18 protein-coding genes are annotated in these 18,088 nt (G+C 55.7%); 15 read left to right on the forward strand and 3 right to left on the reverse strand.

What is annotated here, in order from left to right; genetic code table 11:
• Positions 1–14: 14 nt before the first annotated feature.
• The 3 genes from ABLO27_RS01805 to hemB form a co-directional block, all read right to left on the reverse strand.
• On the reverse strand, positions 15–1,850 hold the full coding sequence (locus tag ABLO27_RS01805; protein ID WP_353030071.1) for an SLC13 family permease: 1,836 nt from the start codon (positions 1,848–1,850) through the stop codon (positions 15–17).
• Between the two features lie 162 nt (positions 1,851–2,012).
• Positions 2,013–2,525, reverse strand: a complete 513-nt coding sequence (locus tag ABLO27_RS01810; protein WP_353030072.1) for an RDD family protein — start codon at positions 2,523–2,525, stop codon at positions 2,013–2,015.
• A gap of 245 nt (positions 2,526–2,770) precedes the next feature.
• Entirely contained in the window at positions 2,771–3,769 is a 999-nt protein-coding gene (hemB, locus tag ABLO27_RS01815; RefSeq protein WP_353031671.1) for a porphobilinogen synthase, read from the reverse strand.
• A gap of 273 nt (positions 3,770–4,042) precedes the next feature.
• On the opposite strand from hemB, the gene ABLO27_RS01820 reads away from it, so the two are divergent.
• The 15 genes from ABLO27_RS01820 (at position 4,043) to ABLO27_RS01890 (ending at position 17,937) form a co-directional block, all read left to right on the forward strand.
• Positions 4,043–5,182 (forward strand): isobutyryl-CoA dehydrogenase, encoded by a 1,140-nt coding sequence (locus tag ABLO27_RS01820; protein ID WP_353030073.1) that lies wholly within the window; start codon positions 4,043–4,045, stop codon positions 5,180–5,182.
• 55 nt (positions 5,183–5,237) lie between these two features.
• The gene (locus ABLO27_RS01825; protein WP_353030074.1) at positions 5,238–6,272 is read left to right on the forward strand and encodes an enoyl-CoA hydratase/isomerase family protein; all 1,035 of its coding nucleotides are present in this window, start codon (positions 5,238–5,240) and stop codon (positions 6,270–6,272) included.
• 35 nt (positions 6,273–6,307) lie between these two features.
• Entirely contained in the window at positions 6,308–6,727 is a 420-nt protein-coding gene (locus ABLO27_RS01830; protein WP_353030075.1) for a DUF6163 family protein, read from the forward strand.
• 45 nt (positions 6,728–6,772) lie between these two features.
• Positions 6,773–7,717, forward strand: coding sequence for a 3-hydroxyisobutyrate dehydrogenase (mmsB, locus tag ABLO27_RS01835; RefSeq protein WP_353031673.1), 945 nt, complete (start codon positions 6,773–6,775; stop codon positions 7,715–7,717).
• A gap of 157 nt (positions 7,718–7,874) precedes the next feature.
• Entirely contained in the window at positions 7,875–8,390 is a 516-nt protein-coding gene (ldtR, locus tag ABLO27_RS01840) for a transcriptional regulator LdtR (protein ID WP_352938899.1), read from the forward strand.
• Between the two features lie 341 nt (positions 8,391–8,731).
• The gene (locus ABLO27_RS01845) at positions 8,732–10,039 is read left to right on the forward strand and encodes a L,D-transpeptidase family protein (protein WP_353030076.1); all 1,308 of its coding nucleotides are present in this window, start codon (positions 8,732–8,734) and stop codon (positions 10,037–10,039) included.
• 106 nt (positions 10,040–10,145) lie between these two features.
• A complete protein-coding gene (locus tag ABLO27_RS01850; RefSeq protein WP_353030077.1) occupies positions 10,146–10,373 on the forward strand; it encodes a DUF6898 family protein in 228 nt (75 codons plus the stop codon).
• Positions 10,374–10,896: 523 nt separating this feature from the next.
• The gene (gene glyA / locus ABLO27_RS01855; RefSeq protein WP_417714748.1) at positions 10,897–12,198 is read left to right on the forward strand and encodes a serine hydroxymethyltransferase; all 1,302 of its coding nucleotides are present in this window, start codon (positions 10,897–10,899) and stop codon (positions 12,196–12,198) included.
• Between the two features lie 29 nt (positions 12,199–12,227).
• Positions 12,228–12,704 carry a transcriptional regulator NrdR gene (gene nrdR, locus ABLO27_RS01860; protein WP_353030079.1) on the forward strand — a complete coding sequence of 159 codons (477 nt, stop codon included), beginning with the start codon at positions 12,228–12,230 and terminating at the stop codon, positions 12,702–12,704.
• A gap of 18 nt (positions 12,705–12,722) precedes the next feature.
• Positions 12,723–13,847: a bifunctional diaminohydroxyphosphoribosylaminopyrimidine deaminase/5-amino-6-(5-phosphoribosylamino)uracil reductase RibD gene (ribD, locus tag ABLO27_RS01865; RefSeq protein WP_353030080.1), complete on the forward strand. Its 1,125-nt coding sequence runs from the start codon at positions 12,723–12,725 to the stop codon at positions 13,845–13,847.
• A gap of 1 nt (position 13,848) precedes the next feature.
• The gene (locus tag ABLO27_RS01870) at positions 13,849–14,460 is read left to right on the forward strand and encodes a riboflavin synthase (RefSeq protein ID WP_353030081.1); all 612 of its coding nucleotides are present in this window, start codon (positions 13,849–13,851) and stop codon (positions 14,458–14,460) included.
• Positions 14,461–14,617: 157 nt separating this feature from the next.
• Positions 14,618–15,067: a 6,7-dimethyl-8-ribityllumazine synthase gene (gene ribH / locus ABLO27_RS01875; protein WP_353030082.1), complete on the forward strand. Its 450-nt coding sequence runs from the start codon at positions 14,618–14,620 to the stop codon at positions 15,065–15,067.
• A 5-nt stretch (positions 15,068–15,072) separates the two neighbouring features.
• Positions 15,073–15,594 carry a transcription antitermination factor NusB gene (nusB, locus tag ABLO27_RS01880; RefSeq protein ID WP_353030083.1) on the forward strand — a complete coding sequence of 174 codons (522 nt, stop codon included), beginning with the start codon at positions 15,073–15,075 and terminating at the stop codon, positions 15,592–15,594.
• A gap of 2 nt (positions 15,595–15,596) precedes the next feature.
• Entirely contained in the window at positions 15,597–16,595 is a 999-nt protein-coding gene (thiL, locus tag ABLO27_RS01885; RefSeq protein WP_353030084.1) for a thiamine-phosphate kinase, read from the forward strand.
• A gap of 118 nt (positions 16,596–16,713) precedes the next feature.
• Complete coding sequence (locus tag ABLO27_RS01890; protein ID WP_353030085.1) at positions 16,714–17,937, forward strand: MFS transporter; 1,224 nt, start codon at positions 16,714–16,716, stop codon at positions 17,935–17,937.
• The last annotated feature ends 151 nt before the right edge of the window (positions 17,938–18,088 follow it).

Here is an 18,088-nt window from a genome sequence, read left to right on the forward strand (position 1 = left end):
CCTCAAAACTTGTCCTACAATCCGTAATACCATGGGGCCACTATCGAGAAGGTCAACCATAAAATAAGCGCGAGCGGTGCGCCAGCCCGCATGAAGTCGATAAATCGATAGTGACCTGGTCCCATGACGATCAGGTTGGTCTGGTAGCCGACCGGGGTCGCAAAGGATGTGTTCGCCGCAATAATCAGACAGACGACAAATGCTTCCGGTTTTTGGCCGATCTGAGTGGCCAGGTTGATCGCAATCGGGGTGAACAGAACCGCCGCTGCATTGTTGGACAGGAAATTGGTCAGGATCATCACGATGAAGAAGAGAGCCGACAGGATAACCGGTGGCGAAGCGCCCTTGAGCATATAGACCAGAGCTGACGCAATCGCTGTTGCGCCGCCGGTCGCCTCCAGCGCTACGGCGCCGGCAAGGGACGCTCCTACCAGCATGAAAATCCGGCTGTCGATTGCGCGCATTGCCTGACGGATGTTGAGGCATCCCGAGGCGATCATCGCGAAAGTACCGGCCACTGCCGCGGACACGATCGGCACAAGCCCGGATGCTGCCAATGCAACGACACATGCGAAAATAGCAAGAGCCCTCGGAGCATAGCGTTTTCGCGGAACCTCGGTTGTGGACCAGTCCAACAGCAGAACATCGCGGTTGCCGCGCAAACGCGCGATCTCGTCTTCGCTTCCTGCGACGAGCAAGACATCGCCGGCTTCAAGGCGGATGTCGTTCATGGCCATGCGCGGCATCCGGCTACGTCTTTGGATACCCATCACCAGACAACCGGTTTCGGTGTAAAAGCCGGATTGCGGCAAGGTTCGCCCCATGAGCCGTGATGCTGGAGCAACCACAACCTCGGCAAGACTGAGAGAACCGGGTTGTGCAGCCTGGTTTTCTCGTCCCGGCGTATTGGCGTCGGACTCCGCTTCCATCAGGGGCTGGCGCCGGGCGAGGGCGTTTGCAAGCGCAGTACGTGTGGCCGCTACAATGACCGTGTCGCCGGGAGACAGAACGACGTTCTCAAATGGAGGGAGAATCGGCTTCTGGCCGCGCTGAACCAGGCGTACCGTCATGTCCTTCAGCTTGGGGAACATGCCGGACACTGCTTCCACTCCGACCAGCGGGTGGCCATAGGTGATTTCAATCTGTGCGATGAACTGCTTGCCGGACGTTGCCTGGAACTCTTCCGCCATGGTTTTGCGGTTCTTCATCAAATGCGGCATGACGAAGAACACGTAAACGGCACCGACGCTCGCAATGATCAGTCCGATTGGCGTGAAGCTGAAAAACGAGAGCTTCAGATCAGAGCTCTGTGCGGCGTAGTTGGCGACGAGCAAGTTGGTGGATGAGCCGATGAGCGTGGTCATGCCGCCCAGGATCGCGATGAACGAAAGCGGCATCAAAACGCGGGCGGGAGCTTGCCCGACTGTCGCGGCAACAGCAGTCAGGATGGGCAGAAACATCACCACAACGGGAGTGTTGTTCAAAAACGCACTGAGAACGGCGACCGCGATGAGAATGGGAATGGTCGCGCGTTGAGAGCGGCCGCGTGTCATCTTGACAATCGATTTGGCAGGCCCTTCCAGGGCATCGGTTTGAAACAGGCCCTGGCCGATAATCAGCAGGCAAATGACGGTGATCAGCGCAGGGTTGGCAAAGCCCGCCAAAAAATCGGCTGTTGTGACCGCTTGCCCGTCGGCGATTGTAACCGGAAAAATCGAGAAGATGACGATAAAAGCGGATACCGATCCGAGTGCGACTGCTTCAATCGAATATCGCTCGAGGGCGTAGAGGACGACTGTCGACGCAATCACAACAAAGGTGAGCGCCATTGCAATATCAATTGAGTGCATTCACCTGCCCAAAGCCACCGTGGCCAATCATACGAAGGCGCACTTTAAAACAGGCGATCGCGTGAATGGAAGAGCTTTAAGGCGAGTTTGCCGTTGATATCGTGCAGCGCGTCAAAACTAACGTGCTGCAATCATTCCTTTTTTGAACAGGTGGTCAGGGAATTACCCCTGGCCGTGCCCATCGATATATTGCCGGTGATAGGCGGAATTGATCACCACAACACCAAGAACGATGTCATGGAGCAGACGTTTGCGGTCCGAAAACAGCGACACCAGCAGGATCAGCGGCGTCAGCAGCGATACTGAGAACCAGAACAGGATCGCATGTACGGCCGCCAGTAGCGGGTATGGCTTGGCCCCGTACCAAAGCCTCATCTCAAGTCCCATTGCGCGCATTCCGAGCGTGGACGCCTGCGGTCCACCAAGTGTGAAGGCGACATAGAGAAGAGCGACGGCAGTCGGCAGGATCGCATAAAGCAGGAACCCGAGGCCGAGCGTGAAAATACCGAGGAAAAACACCAGTATGCCGGCACCGAAAGTCAGCAGCGCGATGACGATCACGTCAATGAAAAAGGCAAAAACCCGCCGGCTGCGAACCCCCTCGAACAGCTCGGGATTGCGCACGGGATCAAAGACATCCTCGCGTGCGTAGTCCGAGGTGGTTTCTGCTGACATGGTCCGGCTCCTGAAATTGTGATGGATCTCATGTGGTGATTGTGAGACCAATTCGCAAATCCCGGTTGCGGGATCAATCCGTTCGCCCGCTGTTGGTTCTGCGCATCGAACGCGTTCATCAGTGTCATGGGAGCATGGATTTGGCGAGCAGGGGCAGTTGATTTGCTGGCGGGGTGCACACCTTAATCCTTGCGGTAGTCGACCGCCCCCGTGAACCTTGTAATTCTGGTATTTGACGAGCGGAGTTACTTCTTGCCGCCTGCCAGCATTTCCGCGACTTTTGGTGCGAAATAGGTCAGGATACCGTCCGCTCCGGCGCGTTTGAATGCGAGCAAGCTTTCCAGCATCGCCTTGTCGCCATCCAGCCAGCCGTTGGCACTTGCTGCCTTGATCATCGCGTACTCGCCGGACACCTGATAGGCGTAGGTCGGTACCTGGAACTCATCTTTGAGGCGGCGGACAATGTCGAGATAAGGCATGCCCGGTTTCACCATGATCATGTCAGCGCCCTCGGTAATGTCGAGTTCAGCTTCACGCAGCGCTTCGTCCGTATTGGCCGGATCCATCTGATAGGTGCGCTTGTCCCCCTTGAGTGTGCCGGAGGAACCAACTGCATCGCGGAACGGGCCATAGAATGCGGAAGCGTATTTGGCGGAGTAGGCCATGATCTGAGTCCCACGGAAACCCTGACTATCGAGAGACTGACGGATTGCTCCAATGCGTCCATCCATCATGTCCGAAGGAGCAATCACATCTGATCCGGCTTCAGCCTGAACAAGAGCCTGACGGCACAGCTGATCGACTGTTTCGTCATTCAGAATCGTATCTCCATCCATCAAACCGTCATGGCCATGACTGGTATAGGGATCGAGTGCGACATCTGTCATCAGGCCGACATTCAAACCTTCCGCCTTGATCGCCCTCAGCGCGCGGCAGGTCAGGTTCTGTGAATTCAGGGCCTCGGTTCCCGATTCATCGCGAAGATCCGGATCCGTGTAGGGGAAGAGCGCAAGAGCGGGAATACCGAGTTCAGCAGCCCGAGCCGCTTCCCGCACAGCTTCGTCAACCGACAGGCGAAACACTTCCGGCATCGATGGAACCGGCTCGCGAACCGAATTGCCATCCACCAGAAAGATCGGCCAGATCAGGTCGTTGGTTGTAAGTGCGTTTTCACGAACAAGGCGACGTGACCAATCCGTCTGACGATTGCGGCGCATTCGAGTGCCGGCCAGCAATGTGTCCATATGGTCTGAGGTGATTTGCGGAAGCTTTGATTTGGACGGCATGGAACGAGCCTGTTCGATATGAATGATGTGGGATTTGCATTCGCACAGAAGTGAGGCGCCAATCTATCACGCAGATTGACGCATTCCAACATTCTGTAAAATAACTGAAATTAAAAACAAAAAAGAGATTGTTTGACGTTTGCGTCAAATATGTTTTAGTGCTGCCGCAATGGCTGAGAGCAGACTTGCGCGACAAGGGAGCAACGAGTCGCCGCAAACGGGAGGACGATTGTGGACTTTTCACTGAATGAAGATCAGCGCGCCTTCAAGGATATGGCAGCAAGCTTTTCGCGTGACGAACTGGCTCCGAATGCCAAGGAATGGGATGAGCAGAGCATTTTTCCGATTCCGACGCTGCGAAAGGCTGCCGAGCTTGGCTTTGGCGGTATCTATGTCAGAGAGGATGTCGGCGGATCGGCATTGACGCGGCTGGATGCCACTTTGATTTTTGAAGAACTGTCCAAGGGCTGCACGTCCACGGCAGCTTACATCTCCATTCACAACATGGTCGCCTGGATCATCGATAACTTTGCATCCGAAGAATTGCGTCAGAAGTATCTGAGCAGGCTTTGCACCATGGAACTGTTGACCAGCTATTGCCTGACCGAGCCAGGTTCGGGCTCCGATGCCGCAAGTTTGCGCACCTCTGCGAAAGACGATGGCGATCATTATATTCTGAATGGTTCCAAGGCGTTTATTTCAGGCGGCGGTGTCAGCGATTTATATGCAGTCATGGTTCGCACCGGTGGCGATGGGCCATCAGGTGTATCTTGCCTGCTCGTTGAAAAAGGAACGCCCGGCCTCAGTTTCGGCGCCAACGAAGTCAAGCTTGGCTGGAAGAGCCAGCCGACAGCGCAGGTGAACTTTCAAGATTGCCGTGTTCCGAAAGCCAACCTGGTCGGTGAAGAAGGGCAGGGTTTCAAGATCGCCATGTCCGCGCTGGACGGCGGTCGTCTCAATATCGGTGCATGCTCCATTGGGGCTGCTCAGGCCTGCCTTGAACACGCCCTTTCTTATGTGCAGGAACGCAAGCAGTTCGGTAAGCCCATCGGCGACTTCCAGGCTCTTCAGTTCCGCATTGCCGATATGGCGACCGAACTGGAAGCTGCCCGTCTGCTCCTGCACAAGGCCGCCGGTGCAGTCGACATGAAATCGCCCGACGCAACCAGGCTGGCAGCTATGGCCAAACGGCTTGCGACGGATACCGGGTTCAAGGTCGTCAATGAAGCACTGCAGCTTCATGGTGGCTACGGCTATCTGCGCGACTATCCGATTGAGCGGTTCTTCCGAGACGTGCGCGTGCACCAGATCCTTGAGGGCACAAATGAAATCATGCGGTTGATCATTGCCCGTCAGTTGTTGAAGGACTGAATGAAGCCTGTCTGTTTATCCGTTGAAACGACTCTTCTTTTGCGAGGCGCCTCCAGTGAGCGACGAAATCCTTTTTGAAAAACGTGGCAAAGCCGGTTTTGTGACCTTGAATCGCCCCAAGGCGTTGAACGCACTGAGCCACGCCATGGTGAAAGAGCTTGAAAATCAGCTGACGATCTGGGCTGGCGATCCTGCGATTGCACACGTCGTGATTACGGGGGCAGGTGACAAGGCGTTTTGTGCAGGCGGCGACATCCGCAGCATCTACGATGCGAGGCTGGAAGGTAAACTGGACGGACTGAGCACTTTCTTTCGGGAAGAATATACGCTGAATGCTCAGATAAAGGCCTTTCCCAAACCGTATGTCGCTCTGATTGACGGCATTGTCATGGGGGGCGGTGTCGGCGTTTCGGTGCATGGCAGTCATCGGGTTGGAACCGAAAGGACCTTGTTCTCAATGCCCGAGACGGGAATTGGCTTCTTCCCGGATGTTGGTGGAACCTTCTTTCTGCCGCTCATGCCGTGGCACAGCGGTGTCTACTGCGCCCTGAGTGCCGGGCGGCTGAAGCAGGGGGATGCGCTTGCTACAGGTGTTCTGACCCACGCGGTTGCTTCCTCGGATCTCGTCGACCTGGAAAGAGCGCTCGAAACTGCTGACGACGTCGATGCCGTTCTTTCTTCCTATCTGGTCGAACCGGATGAAGGTCCACTGGTAAAGAACAAGGACGTGATCGATCATGCTTTCGCAGCAGGATCGGTTTCTGAAATTCTTGAGCACCTCGAGGCATCGACGAACGAGTTCGCCCAAAAAGCGGCGCAGGCCATTCGCCAGAAGTCGCCCACCAGTGTTCTGATCGCTTTTGAGCAGATGAAACAGGGCGGAGAACTCACATTCAATGAATGCATGAAGCTGGAATACAGGATTGTTTCGCGGATTCTTCAGGGTGAAGACTTCTTCGAAGGCATTCGAGCAGTCCTGGTCGACAAGGATCATGCACCGAAATGGAACCCCTCTCAGTTTGGTCAAGTAGACAGCGCGGATCTGGCGTCGTATTTCGAAGAGCCTGCTGACGGAGATCTGCCTCTATAGGTCTTCGTTTAACCGAACGCGAAACCGGACCGATCATGATCACCAGCTTTCAGGACCTTATCGACGCACGACCTCCCTGGAGTACCGTGCTGACCTGGTACTTGCGCGGGATTGCGATCATTCTGATTGGTGGCGGTGTGATCTATTGGGCGCGCATTGTCGGCATTGTTGAATGGCGCGGTTTGTGGTTCTGGGACATGCCAATCTCGCTTCAGGGAGCCATTGTCTTCTTTGCTGTCCTTGACCTGGTTGCCGCCACCGGCCTGTGGCTGACGGTTTCCTGGGGCACTGTGATGTGGCTCTTCCGCTGCTTTTGCCAGATCGTCATGCATACCGCGTTCTCAGACCTGTATGGCCGCAGGCCCTACGAGATTTCGTTCTACCTTCTCACAATCGCGATTTATGCCGTGCTGGCGTATCTGATGGAGAAGGAAAACCGGGCCAAATCACCCTAAGGCCTGTCTGAATCAGTTTCTGAAGCCTTTTCTGCGGTGCTTCAACTGGCACGTTCAACAGATTCAAGATCAACACAAAATTCCACTCGGGAGGTAATCATGACGAGCACTGTTGGGTTCATAGGACTTGGCAACATGGGCGGGCCGATGGCCATCAACCTGGTCAAGGCCGGTCACAAGGTCCTTGGGTTCGATTTGTCCGATGCAGCTGTCGCCGCGCACATCGAAGCAGGCGGTGAGAAAGCCTCCAGCGTCGCTGAACTGGCCGCCGCGGCCGATGTCATCGTTACAATGCTCCCGGCCGGCAAACATGTCCGCCAGATCTATCAGGGTGAGGGGGGCATTCTGGAGAATGCGAAGCCCGGAACGCTTTTCATCGATTCCTCCACGATCGACGTCGACAGTGCGCGCGTCGTCAGCGCTGCTGCAGCCGAACAGGGCATGCAGATGGTCGACGCGCCGGTTTCAGGTGGTGTTGCGGGAGCCGCTGGCGGGACGCTCACTTTCATGGTCGGCGGTCCGGACGAAGCTTTTGCCGCGGCCAAGCCGTTCCTTGATGTCATGGGCAAAACGATTGTTCATGCCGGCGGCGCCGGAAATGGGCAGGCTGCCAAAATCTGTAACAACATGATCCTCGGTATTTCCATGATAGGTGTGTCCGAGGCGTTCGTGCTCGCGGAGAAGCTGGGTCTGGACGCGCAGAAGTTGTATGATATTTCCTCAACGGCATCCGGACAGTGCTGGTCGCTTACTTCCTATTGCCCGGTTCCCGGACCGCTGCCGTCTTCGCCGGCCAACCGAGACTATGCACCAGGATTTGCTGCGGCGATGATGTTGAAGGATCTGAAACTGGCGCAGGAAGCTGCAAATTCTTCCGGTGCGGCGACGCCGCTTGGCGCAGAAGCAGCGGCGCTTTACTCGCTATTCTGTAATTCTGGTGGTGAAGGCCAGGATTTCTCAGGAATTATCAAGTTTCTGCGCGGGTCATGATGAACAAATACTAAACAGCGCCAATAAAACGCCCTTAAAAAGTTTACGGATGATTCAGCGTATCTCTTAAGTGGTTTTTAGAAACACTCGGGTAGATTGCGTATCAAGGCGGGAAAAATATCCGTCGAACGACAGGTACTATAAGAGGCGCAATCAAATGATCACCGCAAGTAGGGCAGTCGACGCTGTAGCACCAAGTGAAGGGGAAGAAGTGGACATCAAGCCACTCTACCTCGAAGCTCTTACGCTCGTTGAGCGGCTGCACCGTCGTCTTCTTGACGTTATCAAGGATGAGTTTGATCGGATGGGACGCTCCGATGTCAACAGCGTGCAGGCTTTGCTGCTGTTCAACATCGGGGACTCCGAGCTGACCGCAGGTGAACTGCGGACCCGTGGCTATTACCTCGGTTCGAACGTTTCCTACAACCTGAAGAAACTGGTTGAAACCGGCTACATTCACCATCAGCGCTCCCGCATGGACCGTCGGTCCGTTCGCGTCAGCCTGACGGACAAGGGCCAGGAAGTGGCAAAGATCGTCAACGATCTTTATGAGCGTCACATCCTGTCTGTTGAACAGGTCGGTGAAATCGGTCCTGAGGACTTTGTTGCTCTCAACAAGTCTCTGCGCCGTCTCGAGCGCTTCTGGACTGACCAGATTCTTTACCGCCTTTAAAGAATTCGCGGTACATCCGGATGACAAGGCACCGCCCAGTGGGCGGTGCTTTCTTTTTGTCTTCACGTAAATTTGCCTTCCGGTTTCTTCCGAATTGCCCGAAACAGGAATGACGCAGATGGGGAGTAATTTCTGGCGACCCGCTGCTGACATCTTGTGGTCACATTGGAATGGCTTTGTGCGCAACTCCAGGCGACATGTTGGTTAAGAAATCGAGCGATTTATTAACTCCCTTCCGTTACGAATGGGAACTGGAACAACTGGTGCGGTAATTTTTGAGTGGCCACACCACAAGTAAAACCAGAATTTTAACGCGTGAAACGCAGCACATGGGGTCGGCAATGAACCTTTTATCCGGACCGTTCGGGAAAAAACTGAACCTGAATTGGACTACTGGAAAAACGCTGAAAAGCGTGTGTGCGTTGGGAATTTCAGCATTTCTTTTTGAAAGCGGCCCGGCAACAGCCCAAACAGCTCTGCAATCTCTGCAGCAAAACCGCCAAAACGTCGAGTGGGCGGACAATTTCGATATCGCGACGGAAAACATCACCGAGGTGAAGTCATCGGCACCAACTCTGTCTCCTCAGACCGCTGATTACATTGCCGTTGCGATTGACCGGTATCAGCGCATCGTCCAGGCAGGCGGCTGGGGAACGGTTTCTGGTGGTGGCAAGGCGCTTCGAATCGGCGCGAAGGATCCACGCGTGGTCGAATTGCGCCGTCGCCTGATTGCTTCAGGTGACCTGGAACAGCACGCCGGCCTGTCAGACACGTTTGATTCTTATGTGGATGCAGCCTTGCGGCGCTTCCAACTCCGGCACGGCCTTATTCCTGACGGTGTCATGGGCGAGGGGACGGTCGCAGCCCTCAATATTCCGGCGGATGTCCGGCTGCGCCAGCTTGAAACCAATATGGTGCGCATGAGGTCCATGTCCGGTTTCCTCGGAGACCGGTATGTGATGGTCAACGTGCCGGCTGCCGAGATTGAGGCCGTGGAAAACGGCCGGGTCCGGTCCCGGCATACGGCTGTGGTCGGCAAGGTTGACCGGCAGACACCGATTTTGAACAGCAAGATCTACGAACTGAACTTCAATCCCTACTGGACGGTTCCTGTTTCCATCATCCGCAAGGATCTGATCCCGAAGATGAAGGAAGATCCTCAATATCTTGCCAAGAACAAAATCCGGATCTTTGACTGGAGCGGCAATGAAATGTCGTGGCAGCAGATCGACTGGAACACCGATGAGGCAACGCAGTATCGCTTCACTCAGGATCCTGGTACGGAAAATTCGCTCGGCTCCGTCCGGATCAACTTCCACAACAAGCATCAGGTCTACCTGCACGACACGCCGTCAAAGACTTTGTTTGGTGAAGGGTACCGGTTCCATTCCTCCGGGTGCGTCCGCGTTCAGAACGTGCGTGAACTTGTGACCTGGCTGCTGCAGTCGACCACGCCGGACTGGAACCGATCCAAGGTCGATTCCGTCATCCGGACTGGCGAACGTGAAGATGTGAAGCTGAAAAAGTCGATCCCACTCTACATGACCTATGTGACGGCCTGGGCCAATGCAGACGGTGTCGTCCATTTCCGGGAAGACATCTACAATCGGGACGACATTTACGGCACGGGAACCCAGGCGCGTCTCTGACCCGTTCCCGCATTCCGCAATACTGATGAGTTCGATGAAACGCCGGCCTTGCTAAGGTCGGCGTTTCGTGTCTTCTACCTAACCGTAGTCAATTGGGAGGTCTGCAATGAGTCGCGAACCGCGGCATGGAGAAATCTATCTCGAATTCCGGTCGGTGGGGCAGCAGGTCAAGGTGACTGCCATCGACGCAGCGACGGGGATAGAGGTCTCTACATTCGGACCGACATCGGCAGCACAGGAAGATCTGAAACGCATCGCGGTTCGAAAACTGCAACGCCGTCTGGAACAGGAAGTTGCCAATACTTCTGCAAGGACCGACACAAACTTGTACTGACGGCTGTTGCATTGTGACCCCAGTGACCGGCTGCCAGTTGTCTTTTCCAAGTTGTCGGCGCAGCAATTCTTGGCAGGCACTCACTAAACGCACTCAGGATTGGCGAATCTCCGCGCTAGAGATCACCTGATGAAACAATCACAGCAAAGTCTGGCAACTTTTGAAACTAAGTAATTAGTTCTTATTTTGTTGAAATAAAATTTTCTCTCGAATTATTTCCGGGAATAAAAATCCCCTTTCAAGGATAGTCCAAGACTGACTTTCATTTGTTCAGTTGAGTGGTGGCGAAAATATTTTCGTTGCTGCTCAGCTTGACGAAATTTGTTTTGCAACACGGAGCCGGTCATAGAGTAAGCATAGAACAAAGTTGTCGCATACACGTATCGGCGCGTCGGTATAGACCTTGGTTCTTCCAAATGGGTGTGTTACTCCCTCGCTCAAATCGGCATGGCGATCAGCCTCGAAACTGCGCGAGATGCCTCAAACTCTTTCATGTGAATACAAGGATAGTGCGATGTCTTTGATGGAAAGCTCCAGTCAGTCCCAGCAGTCTGGTTTCTTTACCCGCAGCCTTGCAGAGGTTGATGCGGATATTTTTGGCACCATCGAGAATGAGCTGGGCCGTCAGCAGCACGAAATCGAGCTGATTGCATCAGAGAACATCGTTTCCCGCGCAGTGCTTGAGGCCCAGGGATCGATCTTCACCAACAAGTACGCCGAAGGCTATCCTGGAAAACGTTACTACGGCGGCTGTGAATTTGCCGATGTTGCCGAAACCCTTGCAATCGAGCGGGCTAAGGAGCTGTTCGGCTGCCAGTTCGCCAACGTTCAGCCGAACTCCGGCAGCCAGATGAACCAGGCGGTGTTCCTGGCACTGCTGCAGCCGGGTGACACTTTCATGGGACTGGACCTGAACTCTGGCGGTCACCTCACTCACGGCTCGCCTGTCAACATGTCCGGCAAGTGGTTCAATGTCGTTTCCTATGGTGTTCGCAAGGAAGACCACCTGCTCGACATGGACGAGGTTGAGCGCCTCGCCAACGAACACAAGCCGAAACTGATCCTGGCCGGTGGTACCGCGTATTCCCGTATCTGGGACTGGCAGCGGTTCCGCGAGATTGCCGACAGCATCGGCGCTTACCTGATGGTCGACATGGCCCACATCGCAGGTCTTGTTGCAGGTGGTGTGCATCCGTCGCCGGTTCCGCATGCGCATGTTGTTACCAGCACGACGCACAAGTCGTTGCGTGGTCCGCGTGGTGGCCTGATCCTGTCCAATGACGAGGCAATTGCCAAGAAGATCAACTCCGCTGTTTTCCCGGGGCTGCAGGGCGGTCCGCTGATGCACGTGATCGCTGCCAAGGCAGTTGCCTTCAAGGAAGCGCTGCAGCCGGAGTTCAAGGCTTATGCACGCGCAGTTACGGACAACGCCAAGGCACTGGCCGAAACCCTCAAGGAGCAAGGTCTTGATATCGTTTCCGGTGGTACCGACAACCACCTGATGCTGGTTGACCTTCGTCCGAAAAACGCGACCGGAAAATCCGCCGAAAAGGCCCTCGGCCGTGCGAACATCACGTGTAACAAGAACGGTATTCCGTTCGACCCTGAAAAACCTTTCGTAACTTCCGGTATCCGCCTTGGTACTCCGGCTGCCACGACACGTGGTTTCGGTATCGCCGAATTCCGCGAAGTCGGGCAGTTGATCACGGAAGTGTTGGACGGTTTGAAGGCCGCAAACAGTGAAGAGGGCAATGCAGCGGTTGAAGCCGCGGTCAAAGCCAAGGTAGAAGCACTGACAGGCCGGTTCCCGATCTACGGGGGATAACACACCGGCTCGATCAGGAGCTTTGAGAAATGAGATGTCCGTTTTGCGGTGGCGAGGAAACACAGGTCAAGGATTCCCGCCCAACCGAGGACAACACCGCCATTCGCCGCCGCAGGATCTGCAACACCTGCGGCGGCCGATTTACGACTTTTGAGCGTGTTCAGCTGCGCGAACTGATGGTTCTGAAGCGCGCGGGCCGCCGGGTTCCCTTCGATCGTGAAAAACTGATGCGTTCGGTCCAGATTGCCGTCCGCAAGCGCCCCGTTGATCCGGATCGGATCGAGCGCATGGTCAGCGGCATCGTGCGCCAGCTTGAAAGCTCCGGTGAGAGTGAAATTACCGCGGAAACCATCGGCAATCACGTCATGGAAGGCCTGAAGGGCATTGACGATGTAGCCTATGTCCGCTTTGCCTCTGTCTATAAAAATTTCAGAGAAGCCAAGGATTTTGAAGCGCTTCTGGATGAGCTGAGCGACACTGAAGGTCAGCCGATTGAAGACAATTGATTTTGTGATTGAGTCCTGATGCCAGCGAATTCCGATCTCGATAAGCGTTTCATGGCGGCTGCCGAGCGCTTGGCCCGGCGCGGCCTCGGGCGTGTGTGGCCAAACCCGTCCGTTGCGGCTTTGATCGTCAAGGATGAGGGGAGTGGTCCGGTTCTTGTGGGGCGAGGAGTTACCTCACGCCCGGGAATGGCTCATGCGGAGGTGAACGCCCTTCGCGAAGCGGGAAAGAAAGCGGAAGGTGCAACCTGTTACGTAACCCTTGAGCCGTGTTCTCATTACGGCCGGACGCCTCCATGCGCTCTCGCACTGACCGACGCCGGTGTCAAACGTGTCGTCGTCGGAATGCTGGACCCGAATCCACGGGTAGCAGGTCGAGGCGTAAAAATGCTTGAAGACGCTGGTATCGAAGTGTCGATCGGCGTCCGTGAAAAGGAAATGCGGGTCCTCTATCACGGGTTCATGCTTCGCCAATTGCGACAGCGCCCGCATGTGTTCCTGAAGCTGGCAGTTTCGAAGGACGGTTTCATTGGCCGTGAAGGCGAGGGGCAGGTGAAGATCTCCGGACCACTCTCGATGCAGAAGGTTCACGGGTTCCGCGCCGAGCATGACGCAATTCTCGTAGGGACCGGGACGGCGCTTGCGGATGATCCTCAACTGACCTGCCGTTTGCCGGGGCTCAGCGAGCGATCGCCGGTCCGCGTCATCATTGACCGGTGCGCGCGTCTCCCATTGGAAACGAAGCTTGTGCGGACATGCGTCGACGTTCCCGTCTGGCTCGTCTGTGGCAATGACGCCGACCCGGAAAAGCTGGAAGTTCTGGCTGCTGCTGGGGTCAAAGTCATCCGTGTTCCGGCAGACGAATGCAGCATAAAACCCTCGGTGATCCTCAGCGCACTGGCAACCCGGGGCATAACACGTGTCATGGTGGAAGGCGGTGCCCGCATGGCATCATCCTTCCTGACGGCGGATCTTGTCGACGACATGTGTGTCGTGACAGGTGACATTGTGATCGGCGAAGAAGGAATACCGGCCCTGCACGATTATGACCTTGCAGATGTGCTGCAAGACCCCAAATTCGAACGGGTTGACGCGGGCAAGTTCGGCCCCGACAGCTATATCTACCTCAGACGGCGTGGAGCCTGACATGTTTACCGGTATTGTGACCGACCTCGGCGAAATTCTTTCCATTGATGACATACCGGCAGGCAAGCGGACCCGGATCCGCACCGCATATGACACGGAGACGTTCGATATCGGCGCTTCAATCGCCTGCGCCGGCGTCTGTCACACGGTGACTTCCAAGGCAAACAGCAGCAACGGGAACTGGTTCGAAGTGGAATCGGCCGCCGAAACGCTCGCGCTGACGACAGTTTCCGATTGGACGGCCGGCCAGCAGATCAACCTGGAACGTTCCCTGACCATGGGAGCCGAACTTGGCGGTCATCTGGTGCTTGGACATGTCGATGGCCTGGCAACCGTCACCAAGCGTGAAGATCATCCCGATTCAGTCTATTTTCAGTTCGAGGCCACGGAAGAGACCGCACCTTTCATCGCCAAGAAAGGATCGATTGCGCTCGACGGCACGTCGTTGACGGTGAATGAAGTGGATGGGTTGCTGTTCTCGGTGTTCCTCATTCCGCACACACTGGAAGTTACCACCTGGTCGGAGCGCCATGTCGGAGACAAGATCAATCTGGAAGTGGATATGATGGCCCGCTATGCGGCGCGTCTTGCGGAATTCTCCAAGACCGGGTAGGGGACGGTCCCAACACCTTCGAAAAGAGCTATCATCACGGATCGCATCTGCCGGGTGGCGCAATTGTCACCGGGTCCTTGTGGTCTCGTACGAATGAGACTGGACAAACCGAGACAGACATGGTTCCTGTCGCGGCCTTGAATAGGATTGAAGACCCATGAGCGCTGCACCGAAACTGCTGATCATCGAAGCCCGCTTCTACGACGACCTGGCTGACGCTCTTGCCGATGGTGCGACCAAAACGCTCGAAGCCGCAGGTGCTACCTATGACCGGATCGCCGTTCCGGGTGTTCTGGAAATTCCTGCGGCACTTTCCATGGCCATGACCGCCATGGAAGGAGAAGGTGTTTTTTATGACGGGTTCGTTCTGCTGGGTGTTGTGATCCGTGGGGAAACCACGCACTACGACATTGTGGCAAATGAATCCAACCGTGTGATCATGGATCTGATTGTTGATGCGGATCTGGCGGTCGGAAATGGTATTCTGACCGTGGAAAACGATGAACAGGCATGGGCCCGGGCAAAAGCCGACGACAAGAACAAGGGTGGAGCGGCAGCTCAGGCAGCCCTTGACATGATCGCGCTGCGCCAACGGCTTGGAGTATAAGAAAAATGACCGGAAAGGCCGACCCGGATAAACCGGCTGCTAAAACTGTGCGTCCTGCAAACAAACGTGGCGTGGCGCGCCTTGCCGCTGTGCAGGCTCTCTATCAGATGGATGTGGGAGATGCACCACTGACAAGCGTTGTCAGCGAATTCACTGCCTTCCGTCTCGGCAAGGAGATCGATGGCGCGCAATATCGCGATGCCGACGAACAGTGGTTCAAGCAGATCCTGGCTGGAGTTGTCGAGGACCAGAAGTTCCTGGACCCGTATATCCACACCGCACTGACCGAAGATTGGCCCCTCAAGCGGATCGACAGCCTGCTCAGGGCAATTCTGCGGTCCGGTTCGTACGAACTTCTGCGTCGCAGGGACGTCCCGGCAAAGGTCATCATTTCCGAATACATCGATGTCGCGAAGGCATTCTTTGAAGATGATGAACCGGGGCTTGTGAACGGCGTGCTCGACCGGCTTGCGCACGAGCTTCGCGACTCGGAGCTTGGCGACAAGAAACCGGGCGGCGCTTCCTGATCATGGGAACGGACCGCCCCGGCGAGTTTGAACTCATCAAGACGTATTTTGCTCCGCTGGCGAAGGACCCGGGCAGTCTCGGACTGACGGACGATGCTGCTGTCCTGTCGCCGCGAGAGGGCTATGACCTTGTCCTGACCAAGGATGTCCTGGCTGCCAACATCCACTTTTTCGCAGACGATGCGCCTGAAGCGATTGCTGCCAAGGCTCTGCGGGTCAATCTCTCTGATCTTGCGGCCAAAGGAGCCAGGCCGAGAGGGTATCTCCTCGGCCTAGCGTTGCACTCCGACTGGACAAGTGAGTGGCTTCGCCGCTTCTGTGACGGACTTGCGGCGGACCAATCCGCCTTTGATGTTCAGCTGCTCGGCGGCGATACGATCCGCTCTGGCAACGGACTTCAAGTTTCCATCACGGCCATTGGTGAGGTCCAGGCAGGTCAGGCGGTGCGCCGGTCCGGAGCCCGGACAGGAGACAAGATCTTTGTTTCGGGAACGATCGGGGATGCTGCTGCGGGTCTCAAAGCCAGACTGGAAACTGGCTTTGTTGCCAAACACGGTTTTTCCCATACCGACGAACGGCATGTTCTCGACCGCTATCTTCTGCCGAGACCGCGAACACGGCTTGCAGACGCCATCTCGGTATCGAGCAATGCCGCAATGGACATTTCCGATGGGTTGATTGCCGATTGCCGCCATATGGCTGGCGCCTCTGGCGTTGACATCATCATTGATCCGGAAAAGATTCCCCTGTCTGACGCCCTGCGACGTCTCAAGGCAACTGCGCCGGATGTTTTTGCTCAGTGCATCAATGGCGGCGACGACTACGAAATCCTGGCCTCCGTTGACGTGGAAAATCAAAGCGACTTCGTCAGGCTGGCTGCAAATGCCGGGTGTCCGGTGGCTGAAATCGGTATTGTCAGGGAAGGTACCGGACAAGTACGTCTTTGCAAGAACGGCAGGCCGGTCGACATGAAACTGGAAGACGGCTTTCGGCATTTTTGAAACTTCTGCAAGAAGGGCTTGAGCTTCCAGCAGCTGTCGGGTTTAAGAAAGCGGCCGACCATGTACCGGACTCGGATTTCCCGACCGGACATTTACCTGCCAAGTATGAGAAACGCCCATGACTGCAGTAACCGCAGATGTCTTTGTTGACGATCGTCTGGCGAGACGGAATGCCCTTCTGCTTGCATTTGCCCAATCGCTTGGCGGAGCTTCGGCATCCATCGTGATCGCGACGGGACCTCTTGTCGGCTACATGATGCTGGAACAGGACAAGTCGCTCGCCACGCTCCCTGTCTCGGCCATGGTTCTGGGGACGGCCTTCGGAACGATCCCGGCAGGTATGATCATGCGGCGGTTCGGCCGAAGGACCGGGTTTGCAGGGGCGGCGATTTTGGGCATGTGCTCAGGACTGCTGGCTTCTTTTGCGGTGTTTCAGGATCAGTTCCTGCTGTTCGCGCTGGCATGTTGCCTTGGCGGATTTGCCGGAGCATTCGTGCAACAGTATCGGTTTGCGGCTGCAGATACCGCAAGTGACGCGTTCAAGCCGAAAGCGATTTCGTGGGTCCTGGCAGGGGGAATTCTGGCGGGGATTGTCGGTCCCCAGACGGTGATTGCCACCAAGGACATGTTCGAGCCGATCCTGTTTGCAGGTACCTATCTGGCCCAGGCCGGTCTGGCCCTGATTTCGTTCTTCCTGCTGCTGTTCATCAAGATTCCCAAGCCTCCTCGTCTCAGCCATGCCAAAGCGGGCGGTCGGCCCCTGCGCCAGATCATGTCCCAGCCGCGGTTCATTGTCGCGGCGGCCTGCGGTATCTGCTCCTACGCCTTGATGAGCCTGGTGATGACCGCAACGCCACTGGCGATGATCGCCTGCGGCTTGAGCGAAACCGATGCGGCGCTTGGAATTCAATGGCACGTCCTTGCCATGTTCGGACCGAGTTTTTTCACCGGAAGTCTGATTGCCCGCTTCGGCAAGGAACGGATCGTTTCGATCGGTCTGGCGCTGCTTGCCGGGTGTTCGATCGTGGCTCTGATGGGTATCGAACTCGCCCATTTCTGGACTGCCCTGGTTCTGCTTGGACTTGGCTGGAACTTTGGGTTTATCGGGGCTACGGCCATGCTGACGGATACGTACAGGCCGGAAGAACGGAATCTTGTGCAGGCCGTCAACGACTTTTTGGTGTTCGGATTCGTTGCTGCCGCATCTTTTTCGTCCGGCGCTCTGTTGAACGTATTTGGCTGGGGAACCGTGAACGTTCTCGTTTTCCCGTTTGTCGTCCTTTGCCTTGGATTGCTCGCCTGGCTCGTGCTGGCTGAAAGGAAAGCAGTTACAACTGCTTAAAGTGAACGCGAGAATCCTATTCGTCGGTGCAGCAAATTTACTGCGCCGCATCATATGATGCCGCTACGGAAGTCTTGAATTAAACAATGTGAGAGCTTGACGAGCTGCTCTGATTTGCTGCTATCGTGTGCTTGCTTCACGCTGCGGAATT

The sequence above is a fragment of the Roseibium sp. SCP15 genome (assembly GCF_040329435.1).
Classification (GTDB): Bacteria; Pseudomonadota; Alphaproteobacteria; order Rhizobiales; family Stappiaceae; genus Roseibium.

Bases quoted from the DNA above. Each gene is read 5' to 3' on its own strand.
- ABLO27_RS01805 (WP_353030071.1), bottom strand. From the start codon at position 1,850: ATGCACTCAATTGATATTGCAATGGCGCTCACCTTTGTTGTGATTGCG.
- ABLO27_RS01810 (WP_353030072.1), bottom strand. From the start codon at position 2,525: ATGTCAGCAGAAACCACCTCGGACTACGCACGCGAGGATGTCTTTGAT.
- hemB (WP_353031671.1), bottom strand. From the start codon at position 3,769: ATGGACACATTGCTGGCCGGCACTCGAATGCGCCGCAATCGTCAGACG.
- ABLO27_RS01830 (WP_353030075.1), top strand. From the start codon at position 6,308: ATGATCACCAGCTTTCAGGACCTTATCGACGCACGACCTCCCTGGAGT.
- ldtR (WP_352938899.1), top strand. From the start codon at position 7,875: ATGATCACCGCAAGTAGGGCAGTCGACGCTGTAGCACCAAGTGAAGGG.
- ABLO27_RS01845 (WP_353030076.1), top strand. From the start codon at position 8,732: ATGAACCTTTTATCCGGACCGTTCGGGAAAAAACTGAACCTGAATTGG.
- ABLO27_RS01850 (WP_353030077.1), top strand. From the start codon at position 10,146: ATGAGTCGCGAACCGCGGCATGGAGAAATCTATCTCGAATTCCGGTCG.
- glyA (WP_417714748.1), top strand. From the start codon at position 10,897: ATGGAAAGCTCCAGTCAGTCCCAGCAGTCTGGTTTCTTTACCCGCAGC.
- nrdR (WP_353030079.1), top strand. From the start codon at position 12,228: ATGAGATGTCCGTTTTGCGGTGGCGAGGAAACACAGGTCAAGGATTCC.
- ribD (WP_353030080.1), top strand. From the start codon at position 12,723: ATGCCAGCGAATTCCGATCTCGATAAGCGTTTCATGGCGGCTGCCGAG.
- ABLO27_RS01870 (WP_353030081.1), top strand. From the start codon at position 13,849: ATGTTTACCGGTATTGTGACCGACCTCGGCGAAATTCTTTCCATTGAT.
- ribH (WP_353030082.1), top strand. From the start codon at position 14,618: ATGAGCGCTGCACCGAAACTGCTGATCATCGAAGCCCGCTTCTACGAC.
- nusB (WP_353030083.1), top strand. From the start codon at position 15,073: ATGACCGGAAAGGCCGACCCGGATAAACCGGCTGCTAAAACTGTGCGT.
- thiL (WP_353030084.1), top strand. From the start codon at position 15,597: ATGGGAACGGACCGCCCCGGCGAGTTTGAACTCATCAAGACGTATTTT.
- ABLO27_RS01890 (WP_353030085.1), top strand. From the start codon at position 16,714: ATGACTGCAGTAACCGCAGATGTCTTTGTTGACGATCGTCTGGCGAGA.